The 16,289-nt window shown below is 53.0% G+C and carries 14 protein-coding genes; 12 read left to right on the plus strand and 2 right to left on the minus strand.

All coding sequences use genetic code 11. From position 1 onward, the window contains the following. Nucleotides 1–57: 57 nt before the first annotated feature. From KIH39_RS25000 to KIH39_RS25010, 3 genes are read left to right on the plus strand one after another with little or no spacing between them, the layout of a single operon-like run. Nucleotides 58–2,721 carry a serine/threonine-protein kinase gene (locus tag KIH39_RS25000; protein WP_213496649.1) on the plus strand — a complete coding sequence of 888 codons (2,664 nt, stop codon included), beginning with the start codon at nt 58–60 and terminating at the stop codon, nt 2,719–2,721. Between the two features lie 30 nt (nt 2,722–2,751). Next, nucleotides 2,752–3,681 (plus strand): dihydroorotate dehydrogenase, encoded by a 930-nt coding sequence (locus KIH39_RS25005; protein ID WP_213496651.1) that lies wholly within the window; start codon nt 2,752–2,754, stop codon nt 3,679–3,681. 46 nt (nt 3,682–3,727) lie between these two features. Further along, nucleotides 3,728–4,855, plus strand: coding sequence for a hemolysin family protein (locus KIH39_RS25010; protein ID WP_213496653.1), 1,128 nt, complete (start codon nt 3,728–3,730; stop codon nt 4,853–4,855). Here KIH39_RS25010 and KIH39_RS25015 read toward each other — a convergent pair. Continuing rightward, a complete protein-coding gene (locus KIH39_RS25015) occupies nt 4,852–5,580 on the minus strand; it encodes a site-2 protease family protein (RefSeq protein WP_213496655.1) in 729 nt (242 codons plus the stop codon). The two genes, KIH39_RS25010 and KIH39_RS25015, sit on opposite strands and share 4 nt — an antisense overlap. A gap of 81 nt (nt 5,581–5,661) precedes the next feature. Between KIH39_RS25015 and KIH39_RS25020 the strand changes: the two genes are divergently transcribed. Beyond that, nucleotides 5,662–6,789, plus strand: a complete 1,128-nt coding sequence (locus KIH39_RS25020; RefSeq protein ID WP_213496657.1) for an aminotransferase class V-fold PLP-dependent enzyme — start codon at nt 5,662–5,664, stop codon at nt 6,787–6,789. Between the two features lie 138 nt (nt 6,790–6,927). On the opposite strand, the gene KIH39_RS25025 is transcribed toward KIH39_RS25020, so the two are convergent. Continuing rightward, nucleotides 6,928–7,299, minus strand: coding sequence for a hypothetical protein (locus KIH39_RS25025; protein ID WP_213496659.1), 372 nt, complete (start codon nt 7,297–7,299; stop codon nt 6,928–6,930). A 457-nt stretch (nt 7,300–7,756) separates the two neighbouring features. Here KIH39_RS25025 and KIH39_RS25030 point away from each other — a divergent pair, with 457 nt between their 5' ends. The 8 genes from KIH39_RS25030 to KIH39_RS25065 all read left to right on the plus strand — a co-directional run bounded on the left by KIH39_RS25030 (nt 7,757) and on the right by KIH39_RS25065 (nt 16,273). Then, nucleotides 7,757–8,227: a Panacea domain-containing protein gene (locus tag KIH39_RS25030; protein WP_213496661.1), complete on the plus strand. Its 471-nt coding sequence runs from the start codon at nt 7,757–7,759 to the stop codon at nt 8,225–8,227. A gap of 189 nt (nt 8,228–8,416) precedes the next feature. Beyond that, nucleotides 8,417–9,277 (plus strand): SMI1/KNR4 family protein, encoded by an 861-nt coding sequence (locus KIH39_RS25035; RefSeq protein WP_213496663.1) that lies wholly within the window; start codon nt 8,417–8,419, stop codon nt 9,275–9,277. 186 nt (nt 9,278–9,463) lie between these two features. Continuing rightward, nucleotides 9,464–10,549 (plus strand): recombinase RecA, encoded by a 1,086-nt coding sequence (gene recA / locus KIH39_RS25040; RefSeq protein WP_213496665.1) that lies wholly within the window; start codon nt 9,464–9,466, stop codon nt 10,547–10,549. A 30-nt stretch (nt 10,550–10,579) separates the two neighbouring features. Continuing rightward, nucleotides 10,580–10,972 (plus strand): ribonuclease P protein component, encoded by a 393-nt coding sequence (gene rnpA, locus KIH39_RS25045; RefSeq protein ID WP_213496667.1) that lies wholly within the window; start codon nt 10,580–10,582, stop codon nt 10,970–10,972. Continuing rightward, nucleotides 10,972–11,190, plus strand: coding sequence for a membrane protein insertion efficiency factor YidD (gene yidD / locus KIH39_RS25050; protein WP_213496669.1), 219 nt, complete (start codon nt 10,972–10,974; stop codon nt 11,188–11,190). Before rnpA ends, yidD begins: the two co-directional genes overlap by 1 nt. Before the next feature lie 112 nt (nt 11,191–11,302). After that, complete coding sequence (locus KIH39_RS25055) at nt 11,303–12,055, plus strand: SDR family NAD(P)-dependent oxidoreductase (RefSeq protein WP_213496671.1); 753 nt, start codon at nt 11,303–11,305, stop codon at nt 12,053–12,055. A gap of 45 nt (nt 12,056–12,100) precedes the next feature. Continuing rightward, nucleotides 12,101–13,507: a hypothetical protein gene (locus KIH39_RS25060; protein ID WP_213496673.1), complete on the plus strand. Its 1,407-nt coding sequence runs from the start codon at nt 12,101–12,103 to the stop codon at nt 13,505–13,507. Nucleotides 13,508–13,609: 102 nt separating this feature from the next. Further along, entirely contained in the window at nt 13,610–16,273 is a 2,664-nt protein-coding gene (locus KIH39_RS25065) for a pre-peptidase C-terminal domain-containing protein (RefSeq protein WP_213496675.1), read from the plus strand. The last annotated feature ends 16 nt before the right edge of the window (nt 16,274–16,289 follow it).

Below are 16,289 nucleotides of genomic sequence, written 5' to 3' on the forward strand. Positions count from 1 at the left end.
TTGATTGGTTGTGTACGGGTTTTTAATTATTGTTTTCCCTGTGTCATTGCGTACCACGTGAATATTTGGAAATCGAAAATCCGATTCGATCAAATTCCGGCCGGAAATGGGGCTGGAAGCGCGAATTGCCTGCCTAACACCGAATCCTCCACGCATTTTGAAGTGGCCGGGGCGAATGTTACCCGGGCGACCGATACCCGTCTGGGAAATTCCAAGCAAAAACTTCAGATTCCCGATGAAATTGATGGCCGGTACAACCTCTTTGAAGAGCTGGCTACCGGCGGCATGGGACGGGTTTATAAAGCCTATGACCGCGTTCTGAATCGCAATATCGCCCTAAAAATCCTGCGCAGCCGGTTCATGGCGCAGGACGAAATTGCCTTGCGATTCATGGAAGAAGCCCAGATCATGGCCCGACTCCAGCATCCCGGCGTAGTGCCCGTCTATGAGACCGGAAAGCTCAAGGACGGACGACCGTTCATCGCGATGAAGCTGATCGAGGGTTGCACACTTAAAAATTTGCTTACGGATCGCAGTAATCCCAAGCAGGAACTTGCCCACTACATCAATATTTTCGAACAGGTTTGCCAGACTGTCGCCTTCGGCCATTCCCGCGGCATCATTCATCGCGATATTAAGCCCGAAAACATCATGGTGGGAGCTTTCGGGGAAGTTCTGGTGATGGATTGGGGCTTAGCGAAAAGTCTCGATCCCAAATTCGCCTCGCTACAGCCTTCCTTGCAGTGGCCGGTCTCGAAAAATGAGATCGATGACGAAATTGAAGACTTTGAAGACACCAAAGTTATCAAAGTGAATATGGTTCCGGCGCGTATGCCGGAGGAAAATATCACGAACGCTGGTCAGATTCTGGGCACCTTCCAGTACATGCCCCCGGAGCAGGCTCGGGGGGACCACGATAAGCTCTCCTTCCAAAGCGACGTATTTTCCCTGGGCGCCCTACTTTGCGAATTGTTGACCGGCAGCCCGCCCTACAGTTCCGTTAAAGCAGAGGCCCGGCGGCAGGCTCAAGAAGCCGACCTCCGTCATGCATTCAACATGTTGAATGATTCCGGGGCGGATGCCGACCTGATTCAACTGGCCAAACACTGTTTAAACGAAAATCCGCACGATCGTCCCAAATCGGCCGAGCAAGTGGCTCTGTCGGTAGGATCTTATCTGCGCGGCGTTCAGGAACGCTTGCATAATGATCTGGTTCGTCGGATTGCCGCTCAGGCGCACGATCACCACACCCGGCATAAATCGCAAGTTATCAAACAGTTTCGCAATAATGCGATTCTGACATCCATTGCACTGTTCATTGTTTTCGTGACCGTCGGATCCTTCCTTCTGATGTACCGCAATCAGCAGTTTCATCAGCGGTACGTCCAGACAGCCCAACAGGAATCGGCCCGCAAGGAACTCGACCATAAACTGGAAAATGTCACAGCGCTTCTGGGCAAACTTTCCACCAATTCCAGCGATTTCAGCCAGTCGATCGACACGGTGGAGCAGGCGAGCCAATTGATGCTCGATGCCGATTCCCTCGCTCAACAGACTGCACAACCTATCGCCGATAAAGCCCGAGTCGACGAGTTACGCTCGCAGTGTGATTCCTGGAAGCAAAATCTGATTTTGTTGGCCGATTTGGAGCGGATCTCTTTTGAGGATGACGAACTCCGACCCGTGAAAAATCGATCCGAAGAGGTCGGCCGTCGCTATCAGACTGCTTTCCAAAATCATCCTTTGAAACCGCTCGACGGTCCTTTGGAAGATGCCAAAGCCCGACTGCAAGGGTCGTCCATCGAAAGGCTGCTGCGACCGCATTTGTTAAAATGGTTGAGCCTCGCCGTGGAAGCCGAGCAAAGAAATCGTCTCTCGGGGTTGTTGAAATTTGAAGGGCCCAATCAAAATCAGATGGCCACTGAATGGCTGCGAGCCGTTCAGAAGAAGGACTCTGATACGCTGGTGCCGATGACCCGATTTTTGCTTTCGGCGAAGTTCGAAGCGGCGGAACTCCGCGTTTTCGCCGAGCAGATTTATCAGCTGGGCCATCCCGAAGCCGCTGAGAAAATTCTTTTGAGTGCCCAAGTCAACAATCCAGAGTCCTACGAAGTCAATCGAGATCTGGGTAGGCTCTATCGACATATACCAGGACGTTCTTCGGATGCCGTTCGCTTTTGTACGGCGGCGTTATATTTACATCCGCGTTCCCCACTGCCGCATCTGGCTCTGGCCTCGGCGTTACGGGAAGATCATAAAGATGCGGCGGCTCTGCAAGAACTGAAAAACGCCCTGAAGTTGAACGAAACAGACTTTCAGACCAACGTCCTTCTGGCAGAACTGGATCGCGAGCAAGGGCGTTTTGCCCAGGCCCTTGTGGCCTATCGCCGCATTCTCACCAAGCCCGAAGACCTGAGCCGCGAACAACTTGGCAAAACGAGATTATCTGCCGCGGAAGTGGCGATTCAAGCTACGGCGAGCGATGCCGCCCGCGCACCCGCTCTGCGGCTCGAAGCGCTGAACTTTCTTCGAAATCAGTGGGTGGCTTGTAGCATGGACCGCCGGCCGGAAGATCGCAGCGAGTTCGAAAGCTGGCTGAAAAATGAAATTTTTGCCCCCGTCCGGAAACCCTCCTTTCTCGAAAAATTGGATGAGAAAGAGCGTGCGGACTGGACCACCTTCTGGCAGGAAGTGGAAAGTGGACTGCAAATCAATCCCTGACGCTGGCTCCGGGAATCATATCGTTACTTCATGACTGTCGATCTGACAACTCGTTTGGGGCGACTGACCCTTCGCAATCCGATTCTGACCGCCTCGGGAACCTTCGGCTATGCCCGCGAGATGGCCGATTTCGTCGACTTCACTCAGTTGGGCGGCCTCGTCCCCAAAACGGTAACCCGGCAACCGCGTGCGGGCAATCCTCCACCCCGGACCGTCGAAACCGCCTCCGGATTATTGAATGCCATCGGACTGGATAACGATGGTATCGAACACTTTATTTTCCATCATTTGCCCTATCTGAGAACTCTTCCGACTGCCCTCGTCGCCAACATCGCCGGTAAAAGCGAAGAGGAATTCCCAGAGATGGCCGGCATGCTGGCCAATCAAGCGGGCATCGCGGCAATCGAACTGAATTTGTCCTGTCCGAACGTGGCGGGCGGTGCCGACTTCGCCACGCAACCCGCTGTCACCAAAAGAATTGTGGAAAGAGTCCGGGCGGCTTGTTCATTTCCGATTCTGGCCAAGCTGACCCCCAATGTGACCGATATTTTGCCCATTGTCCGGGCTGCGGCCGAAGGGGGAGCGGATGCGGTCACGCTGGTGAACACCTACCTCGGCATGGCCATCGACTGGAAGAAGCGAAAACCGATTCTCGGCAATCAGACCGGCGGATTGAGCGGCCCGGCCATCAAACCGATGGTTTTGCGACTGGTTTGGCACGTCGCCCGAGCCAATATTCTCCCCATTGTGGCCGTGGGGGGCATCGCCAATGTCGATGATGTCATGGAATTTCTGGTGGCTGGGGCTCAGGCAGTGCAGATCGGCACGGCTAATTTTTACGATCCCTCGGCCTCCAGTCGAATTGTGGGCCAATTAACCGATGCACTTTCTTATCTTCGGGCCGAGCAATTGAAAGATGTAATCGGTACCGCTCACACTCAACTCCCTTCAAATAGCTAGAATAGAGTACTTGTCGTGGTCTGATTGTTCAGGGAGTTTAGCGCGCTTGGAATTTCTTTATCTGCTGGCAATTCCGTTACTTATAGCGGTGAATGCGCTGTTCGTGGCTGTGGAATTTGCCCTGGTATCCGTCCGGAAAACTCGCGTTGAAGAGATGGTTCAGCAGAAACTGGCCGGGGCCAAATCGGTCAAATTCGCCTTCGACAATATTGATCGCAGTATCGCCACCTCCCAATTGGGGATAACGATCGCCAGCATTGCTATCGGAGCAGTTGGGGAACCGGTGCTGGCCAGGCTCATCGAACCGCTGTTAGGCGCCCTTTCCGGTTCGATTCTGTTCATTACCAAACATGGTCTGGCGACGACGGTCGCCCTGATCTGCATTACGCTTCTGCACGTCGTTCTCGGCGAGCAGGTTCCCAAGCTGGCTTCGCTCCAGGCGCCGGATCGCACGGCACTCTGGCTCTGCCCGCCGTTGAACTTTTTTTCGGGAGTGATGAACCCGCTGATCATTTTGATGAACGCGGTGGGTAACTTTTTGCTGCGCTTATTTGGTTACAAGGCTGCCACCAATGGCGTGCACATTCACTCGATTCAGGAATTGCGGATGCTGATCGATGAAACTGAGGACGCCGGGCTGATCGATGCCGAATCGGCCGATTACGTGCAGAACGTGTTCGAGCTGCGCGACAAGAAAGTCCGGGAGTGTATGGTACCGATCGAAAAGATGGATGCACTCGAACTTCATTCCTCTTCCGAGGCAATTCTGGAATTCGTCCGCTCTTGCGGGCATACCCGTATTCCCGTTTACGATGGCACGCGCGATAACATCATCGGAATTCTGAACACGAAGAATCTCTTCTACTTTTTCAGCCTGATGAATGCCGTCGTGCTGGACGATGCGCTCTACCCGGTCGAGTTTCTGAGGGCCGATGAGTTAATCTCCAACGCTCTGCGCGAACTGAAGAAGACCAAGGTCCCGATGGCGATTGTCCGGGATGAGAATAAGATGGTGGTCGGTATGATCACCCTGGAAGATATCATCGAGGAGATCGTCGGGGACATCGAAGATGAGCACGATGGCCCGACGATGAAACTGCGAAGAGTCCTCAAGAAGCCGACGGACTCTGGGGCCTCCCGCAGTTCGGTTCAAATCCGACCGCATTCCACTTAAAAGAAGCGCCGATTCACCTGCAGCAGCTGATAGTTTTGATAAGCCAGCAAGCCGAACAAAATCAGTGTGAATGCTCCGGCCGGGAGCACGAAGATTCCCCAGCCGACCTCGGGAATCTTACGGGTCATGTGGCCCAACGAGTAAGCGACGTAAACCAGCGATAGAACGATCGAGATTTGCAGCGTCCATTGCAAGCCGCGCCGACGATTGACCGAACTTAATCCTTCCTTCAGCAAATGTCCCCCATCCAGGGGATAGATGGGCAGCAGGTTGAACAGACTGAGTATCAGCGAACCGTAAAAGAGATATTCAAAGGCAACTTTCCCAAAAAGCCCGGCACGCAAGGGCCAATCGTCCATTTCCAAACTCGCGTAAAGCAACCCCGCAAGAATTAAACCCATCAGCGGTCCTGCTGCCGTACAGACGACCCGCTTCCAGCGTTCGCCGATGCGAATATCGGGAGTGGCCGCACCGGTGAAAAATTGCAAATCGATCGCCGGGAACGCTCGGAAATAGAGAAAGGCCAAAGCGTGGCCGAATTCGTGAACCAGAACGATCAAAGAAACGCAGACGATTGCCACTAACCAAAGAAGTGGATTAATTTCGGTCAGCCGAAAAGTCAAGATCGCACCGAAGAGAAAGAAGCTGGGATGGATTCGCGTCGGAATTCCAAACAGTTTGAAATTCAGATCGTAACGCGACGGCGGTTGATTCTGAAACAGCATGATCACTTTCAGGCAGAACGCAAGGACTTTGAATAGAGTGATTCTAAGGAGCCACAGGAACGCACACCAAGGGAATAGTCGATGACTTTCGAGGAATGGCGACAGCAGATGCCGGTAACCCAGTTATGGGCCTATTTCGATCATGCGGCGGTCGCTCCGCTGCCGGCCCCGGCGGCCCGCGTCATCCAGTTTTATGCCGAGAGCTATCAGGCCAACGGCATCGCCGTCATTCAAGATTGGGTCGATCGGATTCGCGAAGTGCGCCGCCTGGCCGGGAAACTGGTTAATGCCGATCCGCACGACCTGGCTTTCGTTCCCAGTACGACTATGGGGATTTCCATCGTGGCTGAAGGGTATCCTTTTCAGCCCGGCGAGAACATCGTCTCCGTGGCCGACGAATACCCGTCCAATCAGTATCCCTGGATGAACCTTCGGGATCGCGGCGTGGAATTTCGAGCCGTTCCCACAGTTCAGGGTCGAGTCGATCTGGATGCTTTGTTTGGCGCGGTGAATGATAAAACTCGACTGCTGACGATCAGCTCTGTGGAATACGCCACCGGCTTTCGCAACGATCTGGCCAAAATCGGTGAATTCTGCCAGTTGCGAAACATCTTTTTTTTCGTCGATACCATTCAATCGCTGGGCGTCTCGCCACTGGATGTTCAGCAGCTTCCCCTAGATGCTTTCGCGGCCGATGGCCATAAATGGCTGCTTGGCCCCGAAGGAGCCGGGCTGCTCTACCTGAAACGCAAATGGATTGAGAACTTTCGACCCATCGGCGTCGGCTGGAATAGCGTGGTCGACAATTTGAATTTCGGCAAAATTGATTTTCGATTGAAACCGCACGTCGGCCGCTGGGAAGGCGGCACGACTAACATGGTGGGCCTGACGGCTTTGGGAGAGTCGATACGCCTGCTTTTGGATGTCGGCATTGTCAAGATCGAACAGAAGCTTGAGAGTTTGACCGATCGGCTTTGCGAGGCGCTAACGGGCATCGGCTGGTCGATTTACAGCAGTCGGCAGCCGGGCGAAAAATCAGCCATCGTCTCGATTAGCAAAGACGGCGTGGATCCGCTGGAGCTTCAAAAGCGTTGCCGGGACGCCGGGGTTATCGTTAATGTGCGGGGAGGTCGGTTGCGAATTTCCGCCCACGGTTACAACACCTGGTCGGAGATGGAAGTGCTTTTGGAAATTCTGCGGAAGTACTAGGGCTATCAAACGCGAACCCCCGGTCGTTCGTCACGATCCGGGGGTATATTTATAACCGTCCGATCAAGGTCCCCGATGGACGGGCTGAAGTTGGATGCCGCCAGATTATACCCGGCGGAGAGTTGTTTCTTTCTCGACTTATCGACGCCAGCCGTAGTAGTGGCCGTAGTAAGGTCGGTAGTAGCCGCCGAAGCCAATTCCTACGCTAACGCTCGGTACGACGACTGGTGCCGGTGCGGCGTAGACGACTGGGGCCTGCTGAACGACAACTGGGGCCTGAGTCACCACGGCGGGCGAGGTAGTCACGACTGTCGGAGAAGTGACCACTGTCGGGGCATAATAAGAAGGATAGTAGCCGTAATAACCCGGGGCGAAGCCACCGATACCGATACTGAAGCCACTTCGGTGCCCATAGTTGGAATATCCAAAGCTGACACCTTGAGCACTCGCCGATCCACTGAAGGCGAAGATTCCAAGCACCGCGGCCAAGCCAAATACTGCAGATTTCATAGTGTTTCTCCTGATTTTGGCCGGCTTTTGATACTCTTTTTTTGCTTCGGAGTTCGTTTCCGGCTTGTGTTACGGAATTATAACGTGCTCGAAGGTAGAACTTGCATAACCTCAAGCATTTTTCATTTTAAGTTGGGAATCTTCGCCGCAATGGGGCAATCTGGGTTCCTCCGAGATTGCCGAATTTAGGGTGATTTCGCAATTTGCGGAAAGTGCCGACCCTGGGCTCTTTCACGCCTGGGCAAACCTGTGAAAGTATACTGAGAAGACCTGTAAAATCGATTGCATTTCAGCGAATTCGCTATTAGATTACCTACATCACAAAGCACTCGCAATTGCTCCTGTGACCCACCGAAACTCGAATCACGCAACCGTGTTAGTTGCTGAATCCTCACTGTTTTCAGCAGACACTAAACGATTCAGCGAAAGGTTCTCTTTTCTCTAGGGAGGCCAATGCATGTATAAGGCTTTACAGGTAGCCGAAGCCATTTTGGCGTACTGCTACGAACAGGAACATTCCTGTAGCAATCGTAAACTGCAAATGCTGCTCTATTACGTTCAAGGCTGGCATTTGGCGACCGCGGACGAACCTCTTTTCGATGAAGTGATACATGCCGGGCCGATCGGCCCAGTGATTCACACCGTCGAAAGGCGTTATAAAGGGCATGGGAATCGACCCATCCACGTATATATCATTGATGCGGCGTATCACGAAAAACTGCGTCCCATCGTCAGCGAAGTCTGGTCGGCCTACGGAGATATGACCGATTTCGATCTTCAGAAATTGATTCAGGAAGAAATTCCCTATTTGGCCGCCCGACAGGATCTCATTCCGACCGACCCCGCCTTACCGGCGATTTCCATCGACGAACTTTGGGTTTTCTTCCAGGATCAACTGTCTGCCCGCGAAGCGTATAGCCGGAATTGAGTCGTCTGATATTTGATTAAGTTATCCTACAATTCGGAACTGTTGCTTTTGCTGAGTTATGTCCGACAGCGCTCAGCAAGCATTTTGTCACGTCGAATTGAGTTCCTTCTCATATCAAGTTCCTAGAGATTCCAATCACACTCTTGACAAAAGCTGTTTTCAACCCCTTTTTTAAAGGAGTATTCGTCCGTGAAGATTTCGGATATCGAAACAAAAGGACTATCCTTAGTCCTTGCTACACCGAAACAAGTTGAATCGCTTGAAAACGAGCTCTGGATTACATTTCCCAAAGGCTATCTACAGTACATTACCAAAATTGGGGAAGGCATATTAGGCGGTCATTACATTCGAATTTATCCACCTTGGAGAATCAAATCAGAACTCACGGATTGGCGAAACAGAATCAAAAAATATTGGTTCTGGGAAAAAGGAAAGAAAATTCTCCCCCAAACACGAGCCCTAGAGTGTGTAATACTAGGAGACACTTTGGATGGGGATGAAATTGTTTTCCATCCTGCAAAACCTCAAACTATTTTCATTTTGCCACGTAATTTCGAAAAAATTTTTGCGGTCGAAGGAGGACTGTTTGAAGCGATCGATTGGCTGTGTACCGCGGGTAAATTAACGAAAGCTTTCACGGAACGGGAGATCGTTCCATTCGATAGCCGAAAGCAGAACTCCGAAGGCTCGATGTCTGCCCAAAAAGAAGCTGATCCCCCAGGTGAGTCTCTTTCGGAGCTAATAGATGCGGGAAAGAGATGGGCCAAGCGGAATAAAGCATTCAAGACCTGTAAAGAGATCTTGAAAAATATTGTCGGAGAGCAGGAAGAGACCAAGGTTATTTACGAGGCAATCGGGTTCCAAGGAGATTACCCCTATTCAGCTGGTTGCTATATTTCAGTTATCGAGGTAATTGATTCACAAACCAAATTAAGTTTAGGCTTTTTAACAGCTCATGTGAATGAGGGGAGTTACGGAAGCAGCTTCGAAGCCAACAAAGCAAACAGAAAAAAATTGGGACGAAAATTAGATCCTCATGCGCCAGGATAAATGCTCTCATCTAGATCGTTCGAAGTCGCCCACATTTCATAGCGATTCGCTAATGCTGACCCATCATGTAGTGGTATTCTCAAGTTTTTTCGCTACCGACATTCTCTTTTGGTGCAATTCTGTATACTATTTCCTTTGTCGCATAAAGAGAAAACTATCCCAATATTGTTCTAAGTGAGATCTCTCATGGCCGAGAATGATCGTGAATTGAAAAACACACTGTCGGCAATTGAAAAGGAGTTCGGCAAAGGGTCCATCATGTCTCTGGGCGAGACGGATGTTTCCGATATCCAGGGCATTCCCACAGGGGCTCTGAGCCTGGATATCGCTCTGGGTGGGAAAGGTCTTCCCCGCGGTCGAATTATCGAAATTTATGGGGCCGAATCCTCGGGCAAAACCTCCATTGCCCTACACTGTGTCGCGAATGCTCAAAAACAGGGCGGTGTCGCTGCATATATCGACGCCGAGCACGCTCTGGACCCCAGCTGGGCCAAGCGCCTGGGCGTTGACCTGGAATCGCTTCTGGTCTCCCAGCCTACCTTCGGCGAAGAAGCCCTGCGGATCGCGGAAATGCTGGTGAAATCGAATGCGGTAGACATCATCGTGATCGATTCGGTGGCCGCGCTGGTGCCGAAGACCGAAATGGAAAACGAGATCGGCGATTCCTCGATGGGGATGCAGGCTCGGTTGATGAGCCAGGCCCTGCGGGTTCTGAATCCGGTTATCTCCAAGACGAAAACCTGCGTGATCTTCATCAACCAGATTCGACAGAAGATCGGTATCGTCTACGGCAACCCGGAAACGACGCCGGGCGGGCTGGCCCTGAAGTTCTATTGCTCCGTTCGGTTGGAGGTCCGTCGCGGCCCGGCCATCAAAGATGGCGACGACATCATCGGTAACGAGACCAAAGTCAAGGTCGTCAAGAACAAGATCGCTCCCCCGTTCCGACAGGCCGAGTTCGAATTGCTTTACGATCGCGGCATCAGCTACGAAGGCGATTTGCTCAACCTGGGCGTGAATGCGGAAATCGTTTCCAAGAGCGGCTCCTTCTTCAGCTATGGCGACACCCGGCTGGGGCAGGGCAAGGAAAATGCTCGCGAATTCCTCCGTCAGAATGGCAATGTGGGCGAAGAGATTCGCGGCAAGATTCTGGAGAAAATGGGCTTCGTCGCCAATGCCATGCTCGTTCCCGTGGAAAACCGCGATAAGGAGGAAGAGGTAGAGCCCGAAGCCATTCCCGCCCCGAAACGGAAGAAATCCTCAGAAAAGTAATCGCTCACTTTTCCCTCCTAAAATGAGTGGATGTCGGAAAACCGTCTTTCTCTGGGACAGCATCAGCGGCTGAAAAAAACGGCTGAGTTCGATGCTGTCTACAACCTGAAAAAGTCGGTTTCCGATGCCCAGCTGATTCTCTTCGGCAAGAAAAACGAGCTTCCCCTGTCTCGGATTGGCCTCTCGGTTTCCAAAAAGCACGGCAACGCCGTGGTGCGCAATCGCATTAAAAGAATGCTCCGGGAGGCTTTTCGGACTCGACAGCTGCAAATTCCGCCCGGTTTCGATTTCGTGCTGGTTCCTCGTGTCGGCCTGGAACTCGATTTGCGCCTGTTGCAGGAGTCTATTCAGAAATTGACCTCCCGGCTCGCCAGACGTATTTCAGAACAGAAAGAAACCCGTCCCGCAGAGAATCTGCCGTGATGAAGCGACTCTTTTCCTATCTGCTGATCGCCCTGGTAAAAGTGTACCAGTATTGCATCCGGCCCTTTCTACCGCCCTCATGTCGCTTTATCCCTGGTTGCAGCGAATATATGATCCTCGCCATCCAGAAATATGGCCCGCTCAAAGGTACCTGGAAGGGCATAGGTCGGGTTTGTCGTTGCCACCCGCTGCATCCGGGCGGATATGACTGGCCTTAGAAGGCTCTCTGTCCGTGATTCGTGGCAATTCTGAATTCGAATTGCTTCAAGTTAATAAAACAAGCCAAATATTTAAATCTCTCCGAACGTTGCCAAAGAAGGAGCGCGACGCATGTCGCAACAGAACCACTTTCGATTGGATGGCCGAGTCGCTGTAGTCACTGGAGGCGGGCAGGGCATTGGCGAAGCGATTTGCCGCCGGTTGGCTTCCGCCGGTGCCAAAATTGCCGTGTTCGACCTGTCTGAGGCCAATGCTCAGCGCGTGGCGAAGGAGCTGGGGGGCGTGGCCGCTATCGGTAACATCACCCAGGAAGCCGATGTGATTCGCTGCGTGGCCGAGATCGAAACAGCTCTGGGCCCCGTCGACATCGTGGTGAATAATGCCGGGATCACCGGAAAAGCGGCGAAAACCTGGGAATTAGAAGCCAGTGTGATGACCACCGTGCTGGATGTGAACGTCACCGGACCTTTCATGCTCTGCAAGGCCGTGCTGCCGGGAATGATCAGTCGGAAGTTCGGCCGCATCATCAATATCGCAAGTGTCGCCGGCAAAGAAGGCAATCCGACCATGGGGCCTTATTCCGCCAGCAAAGCGGCCATCATCGCCCTCACCAAATCGATGGCCAAAGAAGTGGTTGGCATCGGCGACATCACCGTGAATGCCATCTCCCCCGCCGTGATTCACACTCCGATTCTGGATGGGCTGCCCCAATCGACCGTCGATTACATGGTCAGCAAAATACCGATGGGTCGAGTTGGCAAGCCGGAGGAGGTGGCTTCGCTGGTCCATTTCCTGGCCAGCAATGAAGCGAGCTTCACCACGGCTCAGACGTATGACATCAGCGGCGGTCGGTCGACATACTGATTTCCCATCGCCCCGGCCCCCAGGGGCCTCGACAGGAATTCACCTATGAATTCGATCTTTCTCGAATTCAATCTTCCCAAAGCGGCGACCTGGTTCTACTTTTCGCTGCTTCTGGCGGTCGCCATGTTCTTCAACTTTCGCCGACCGCTCAGTCTGCGAAATTGGGATGTCCTCGGCTTATTTCTGATCGCCCCCGGATTCCTCATCCTGGAGGAAGCCCGCCATTTCCAAAATGAAGCCGCGGTAAGTGCGGCTGCAGATGTTGCTGCTGCTGCCAATTCAATTACCAAAACATCCAACACTCTGGTAGAAAGTGAGGCGACCCGGGCCTTGCGGCTTATCTGTACGCACAAAATACTCTACGCCTATATCTGGTTGGTCTCGGCTAGCTTCTTATGGTTTTTGCGATGCCTGCTCGATCTCGGCCTGGTTCGCCGACCCTACCTGCCGATCAATCTGAATAATGCCGGATTGACCTGGCTGACCGCGGCTTTGTTCATCTGTATCACGGCGGCCGCTATTCGGCGGATACCGGAACTACCTGCCGAAAGCAGCAAGGAACCGATCGCGCTGACCCGAGTCACCGACAGTGCAACCAGCATCTTTGCTTCGCAGAATGCCGATCTGAATCGGGTGGATACTCGATACTGGGTCGAAGTATCCGCATCGCTATTTGGCCATATGGTGATTGTCGTTATCCTCTTTTTGATCGGTTACATTCACTTCAAGGAATCCGAAGCGGGATTAGGTGCGGCCTGTCTCTATCTTTTGAATCCTTCGACCGCCTACACCGTACAGCAGGTACATCACGTCTGGCCGGCCATTCTCTTGACTGGGGCGGTGCTAGTGTATTCCCGGCCGCTCGTTTCCGGGTTGCTTTTGGGCGTAGCGGCGGGCAGTGCGTACTTTCCGCTCCTACTGTTCCCGCTCTGGTTCGGCTTTTATCGGGGTCGCGGGGCAGGGCGATTTTTCAGCGGGTTTCTCTTCGCACTAGTCGTCAGTGTGGCCATTACCGCACTTTCCCTCGGGTGGACCGGTGAACTCTCCGAACACCTTCGCTATGCATTGGACCTTTCCGATTGGCAAGCCTGGAAGCGGCCCAAGACGGAAAGTATCTGGACCGGCACCCACTATGCCTACCGTTTACCGGTATTCAGTGCCTATTTCGCTTTCGTGATAGTCACCGCGTTTTGGCCCTCCCCCCGGCATCTGGGGCATGTGATTGCTCAATCCGCGGCGGTGGTTCTCGGCGTACAATTCTGGTATGCGGACAAAGGCGGCATCTACGTAAATTGGTACCTGCCTTTACTGCTGCTTATGATCTTCCGTCCTAATCTGACGAAAGTCCGGCCTCCAGAGATTGCCAGAGAAAATGACTGGCTATTGAGGCAATTGACGAAAATCGGTCGGCGATTGCCAAAATTTCGCAGGTTCAAATTATCCAGGAAATAGCACTGGCCCAGATCCGCGCTTGAATGGCTCTTGAGTTCGAGTTAGAATATAGGTTCCTACCGGGTTGTTCGTAACCCAAAATGTCTCTGAGGATTCTCTCCCATGCATCGTTTTTCACGTTCATGGCTTGCCGCTGCTGCTCTATTTGTTCCGATGCTGGCCTGGGCTCAACCTCAGGGTGCGGAAGTGCCTCGCCCGCGCCTGGATATCGTTAATCCTTTCGGGGCTAAACTGGGAACTTCCCTCGAAGTGCAGATTTCCGGAGCGGACCTGGAAGAAACTACGGAATTGCGATTCAATCATCCCGGCATTAAAGCGGAATTGATCGAACTGCCTGAACCGAAAGCGAATCCTAAAGAGCCCAAGAAAACCAAACTCGGCAAGGCCAGCCGAGCGAGCGGTAAATTCAAAATTACCGTCGATGCGACTGTGAAACCGGGAATTTACGAAGTTCGCTCCATCAATCGCTTCGGCATCAGTAACCCGCGTGTGTTCATCGTCAGCGACCTGAAGGAAGTGGCGGAAAAAGAGCCCAACAACGATGTTCCGCAGGCTCAGAAAATTGAACTTAACACGATCGTGAACGGCAGCTTCAGTTCGCCGACCGATGTGGATTACTATCAGATCACCGCCAAGAAAGGGCAGCGAATTCTCGCGAGTTGTGCCACCGGCACCATCGACAGCAGCGCCCGGCCTCTGGTGGAAATCTACTCCAAAGCAGGTCGCCTGCTGACGGCCAATCGCAACTACTCGGGCGATGATGCTCTCGCGGATTTGACCATTCCGGCCGATGGAGATTACCTGATTCGAGTTTGCGAATTCACCTATACCTTCAGTGCGAACGTACCGGCTATCTCCTATTTCTACCGCCTCACCGTTAGCACGAATCCCTGGATTGATGCCGTGCATCCTCCCATGGTGCAACCGGGTAAGCCGACGCAAGTGACCGTTTATGGCCGCAATCTGCCCGGCGGGAAGAAAAGTTCCGCTTATAAGATTCAAGGCAAGGAAATCGAAGAATTGACGGTCACGATCACACCGCCGGGCGAGGCATCCAAGCTGAATGTGGGCTTCCGCATCGATCCGCGCAGTGCGGAATTGGATGCGTTCGCTTATTCGATTCCCAGCCCGACCGGTTCTTCCAATGTGGTGCCGATTTTCTTTGCTCGCGATCCGGTGGTCCTGGAAAAAGAGCCGAACGACACACCGGAGAGTGCCCAGGAAATCCCGATTAACAGCGAACTGGCCGGGCGGATTGAAAAACGGAATGATACCGACTGGTACACCTTCACGGCCAAGAAGGGGCAATCGCTCTGGATTGAACTTTATGCGGATCGGTTGAATTGCACCAGCACCGGGGTTTCAACTCTGATGTATTTCAGTTTGAAAAAGGCCGATCCCAAATCGGGCAACATCACCGAACAGGAAGACAGCAACGACACTTTGTCGCCAAATCACTTCTTCACCCGCAACGGCGACCCACCGGCTTTCAAATTCATCCCCCCCGAGGATGGCAAATATCTGATTCAGGTCGGCAGCCGGGAATCGAGCACGCTCTATGGCCCCAAAGCCCAATATCGACTTTGCATCTCCGACGAAAAGCCCGACTTCCGAGTCGTGGCCATCACTCCCTATACCCAAAACGCTCTGCCCAGCAGCATCAATCTGGAAAAAGGAGCTCCCGCTTCTCTCGATATCTACGTCTTCCGGAAACAGGGTTTCCATGATCCGATCCTGCTCACGGCGGAAGGTCTGCCGCCGGGCGTGGAGTGTCCGCCGCAGATTATTGGAACCAACCAGATTTACGGTGCCCTGGTGCTGACCGCCAAGCCCGATGCCGCGGAGTACAACGGCCCGATTCGGATTGTGGCCTCGGCTAATGTGCAAGGTGTGATGTTGAAACGGGAGGTCCGGCCGGCCAGCATCACTTGGCCCGGCCCGCAGAATAATCCCAACTTCCCATTGATTGGTCGGCTCGATCAGGAATGCTGCATCGCCGTCCGCGACAAGCCTTTGTTTCAGATCAAGATCGACCCGAACAAGATCTTCATCAAGAAAGAGGAAAAACTCCCGTTGCCGCTGGTGGTCAAACCGGGCGATAAATTGACCGTGCCGCTGGAAGTGGTTCGGAACGCTCCGGAGGCCAAGGTCGCCATCACCACGGCCCTCGTGACAAGTCAGCGAAACAATCAAGGTCTGCCCGGCAATCAACCGCCGTTGCTCTTCAACAACGGCCAGCCAATGCCCACCATCGCGGCCGATAAGAACGATACCACTTTCGGTCTGGAAGTGCGAGCTACCGCACAACCGGGCGTCTACCCGGTTGTCGTCAAGGCGTTCGGCCAGATTCCTTACGATAAAAATCCCGATGGCAAGAACAAAAAACCGGCGATCTTCACCGCCGTCAGCACACCGTTCACGGTGAAGGTCCTTCCCGCGACTCTCGGCAAATTCATCGCGAAGGCTCCGGCCAACGCCAAGCCGGGCGATACCGTCGATGTGGCCGTGAAGGTCACTCGCGAGAACGATTATACCGGGGAATACAAACTGAAATTGACTCTACCGGTCGATCTGAAAGGCGCGGAGGTCAAGGAAGTGGTTCTCCCCGCCGGAAAAGACGAAGTGATGGTACCGATCAAACTGGCCAAGGAAGTGACTCCCAAGAATTATCAGGGCATCGTGCTCAGCGCGGTCGGTAAGTATGAAAGCCAGTTCGATGTGAAAAGCGAAATCAAGTTTGATATGGCGATTGTCAAAGGCAAATAAGCACACCGCCCCTTGA

The sequence above is a fragment of the Telmatocola sphagniphila genome, from assembly GCF_018398935.1.
GTDB classification, from domain to species: domain Bacteria; phylum Planctomycetota; class Planctomycetia; order Gemmatales; family Gemmataceae; genus Telmatocola; species Telmatocola sphagniphila.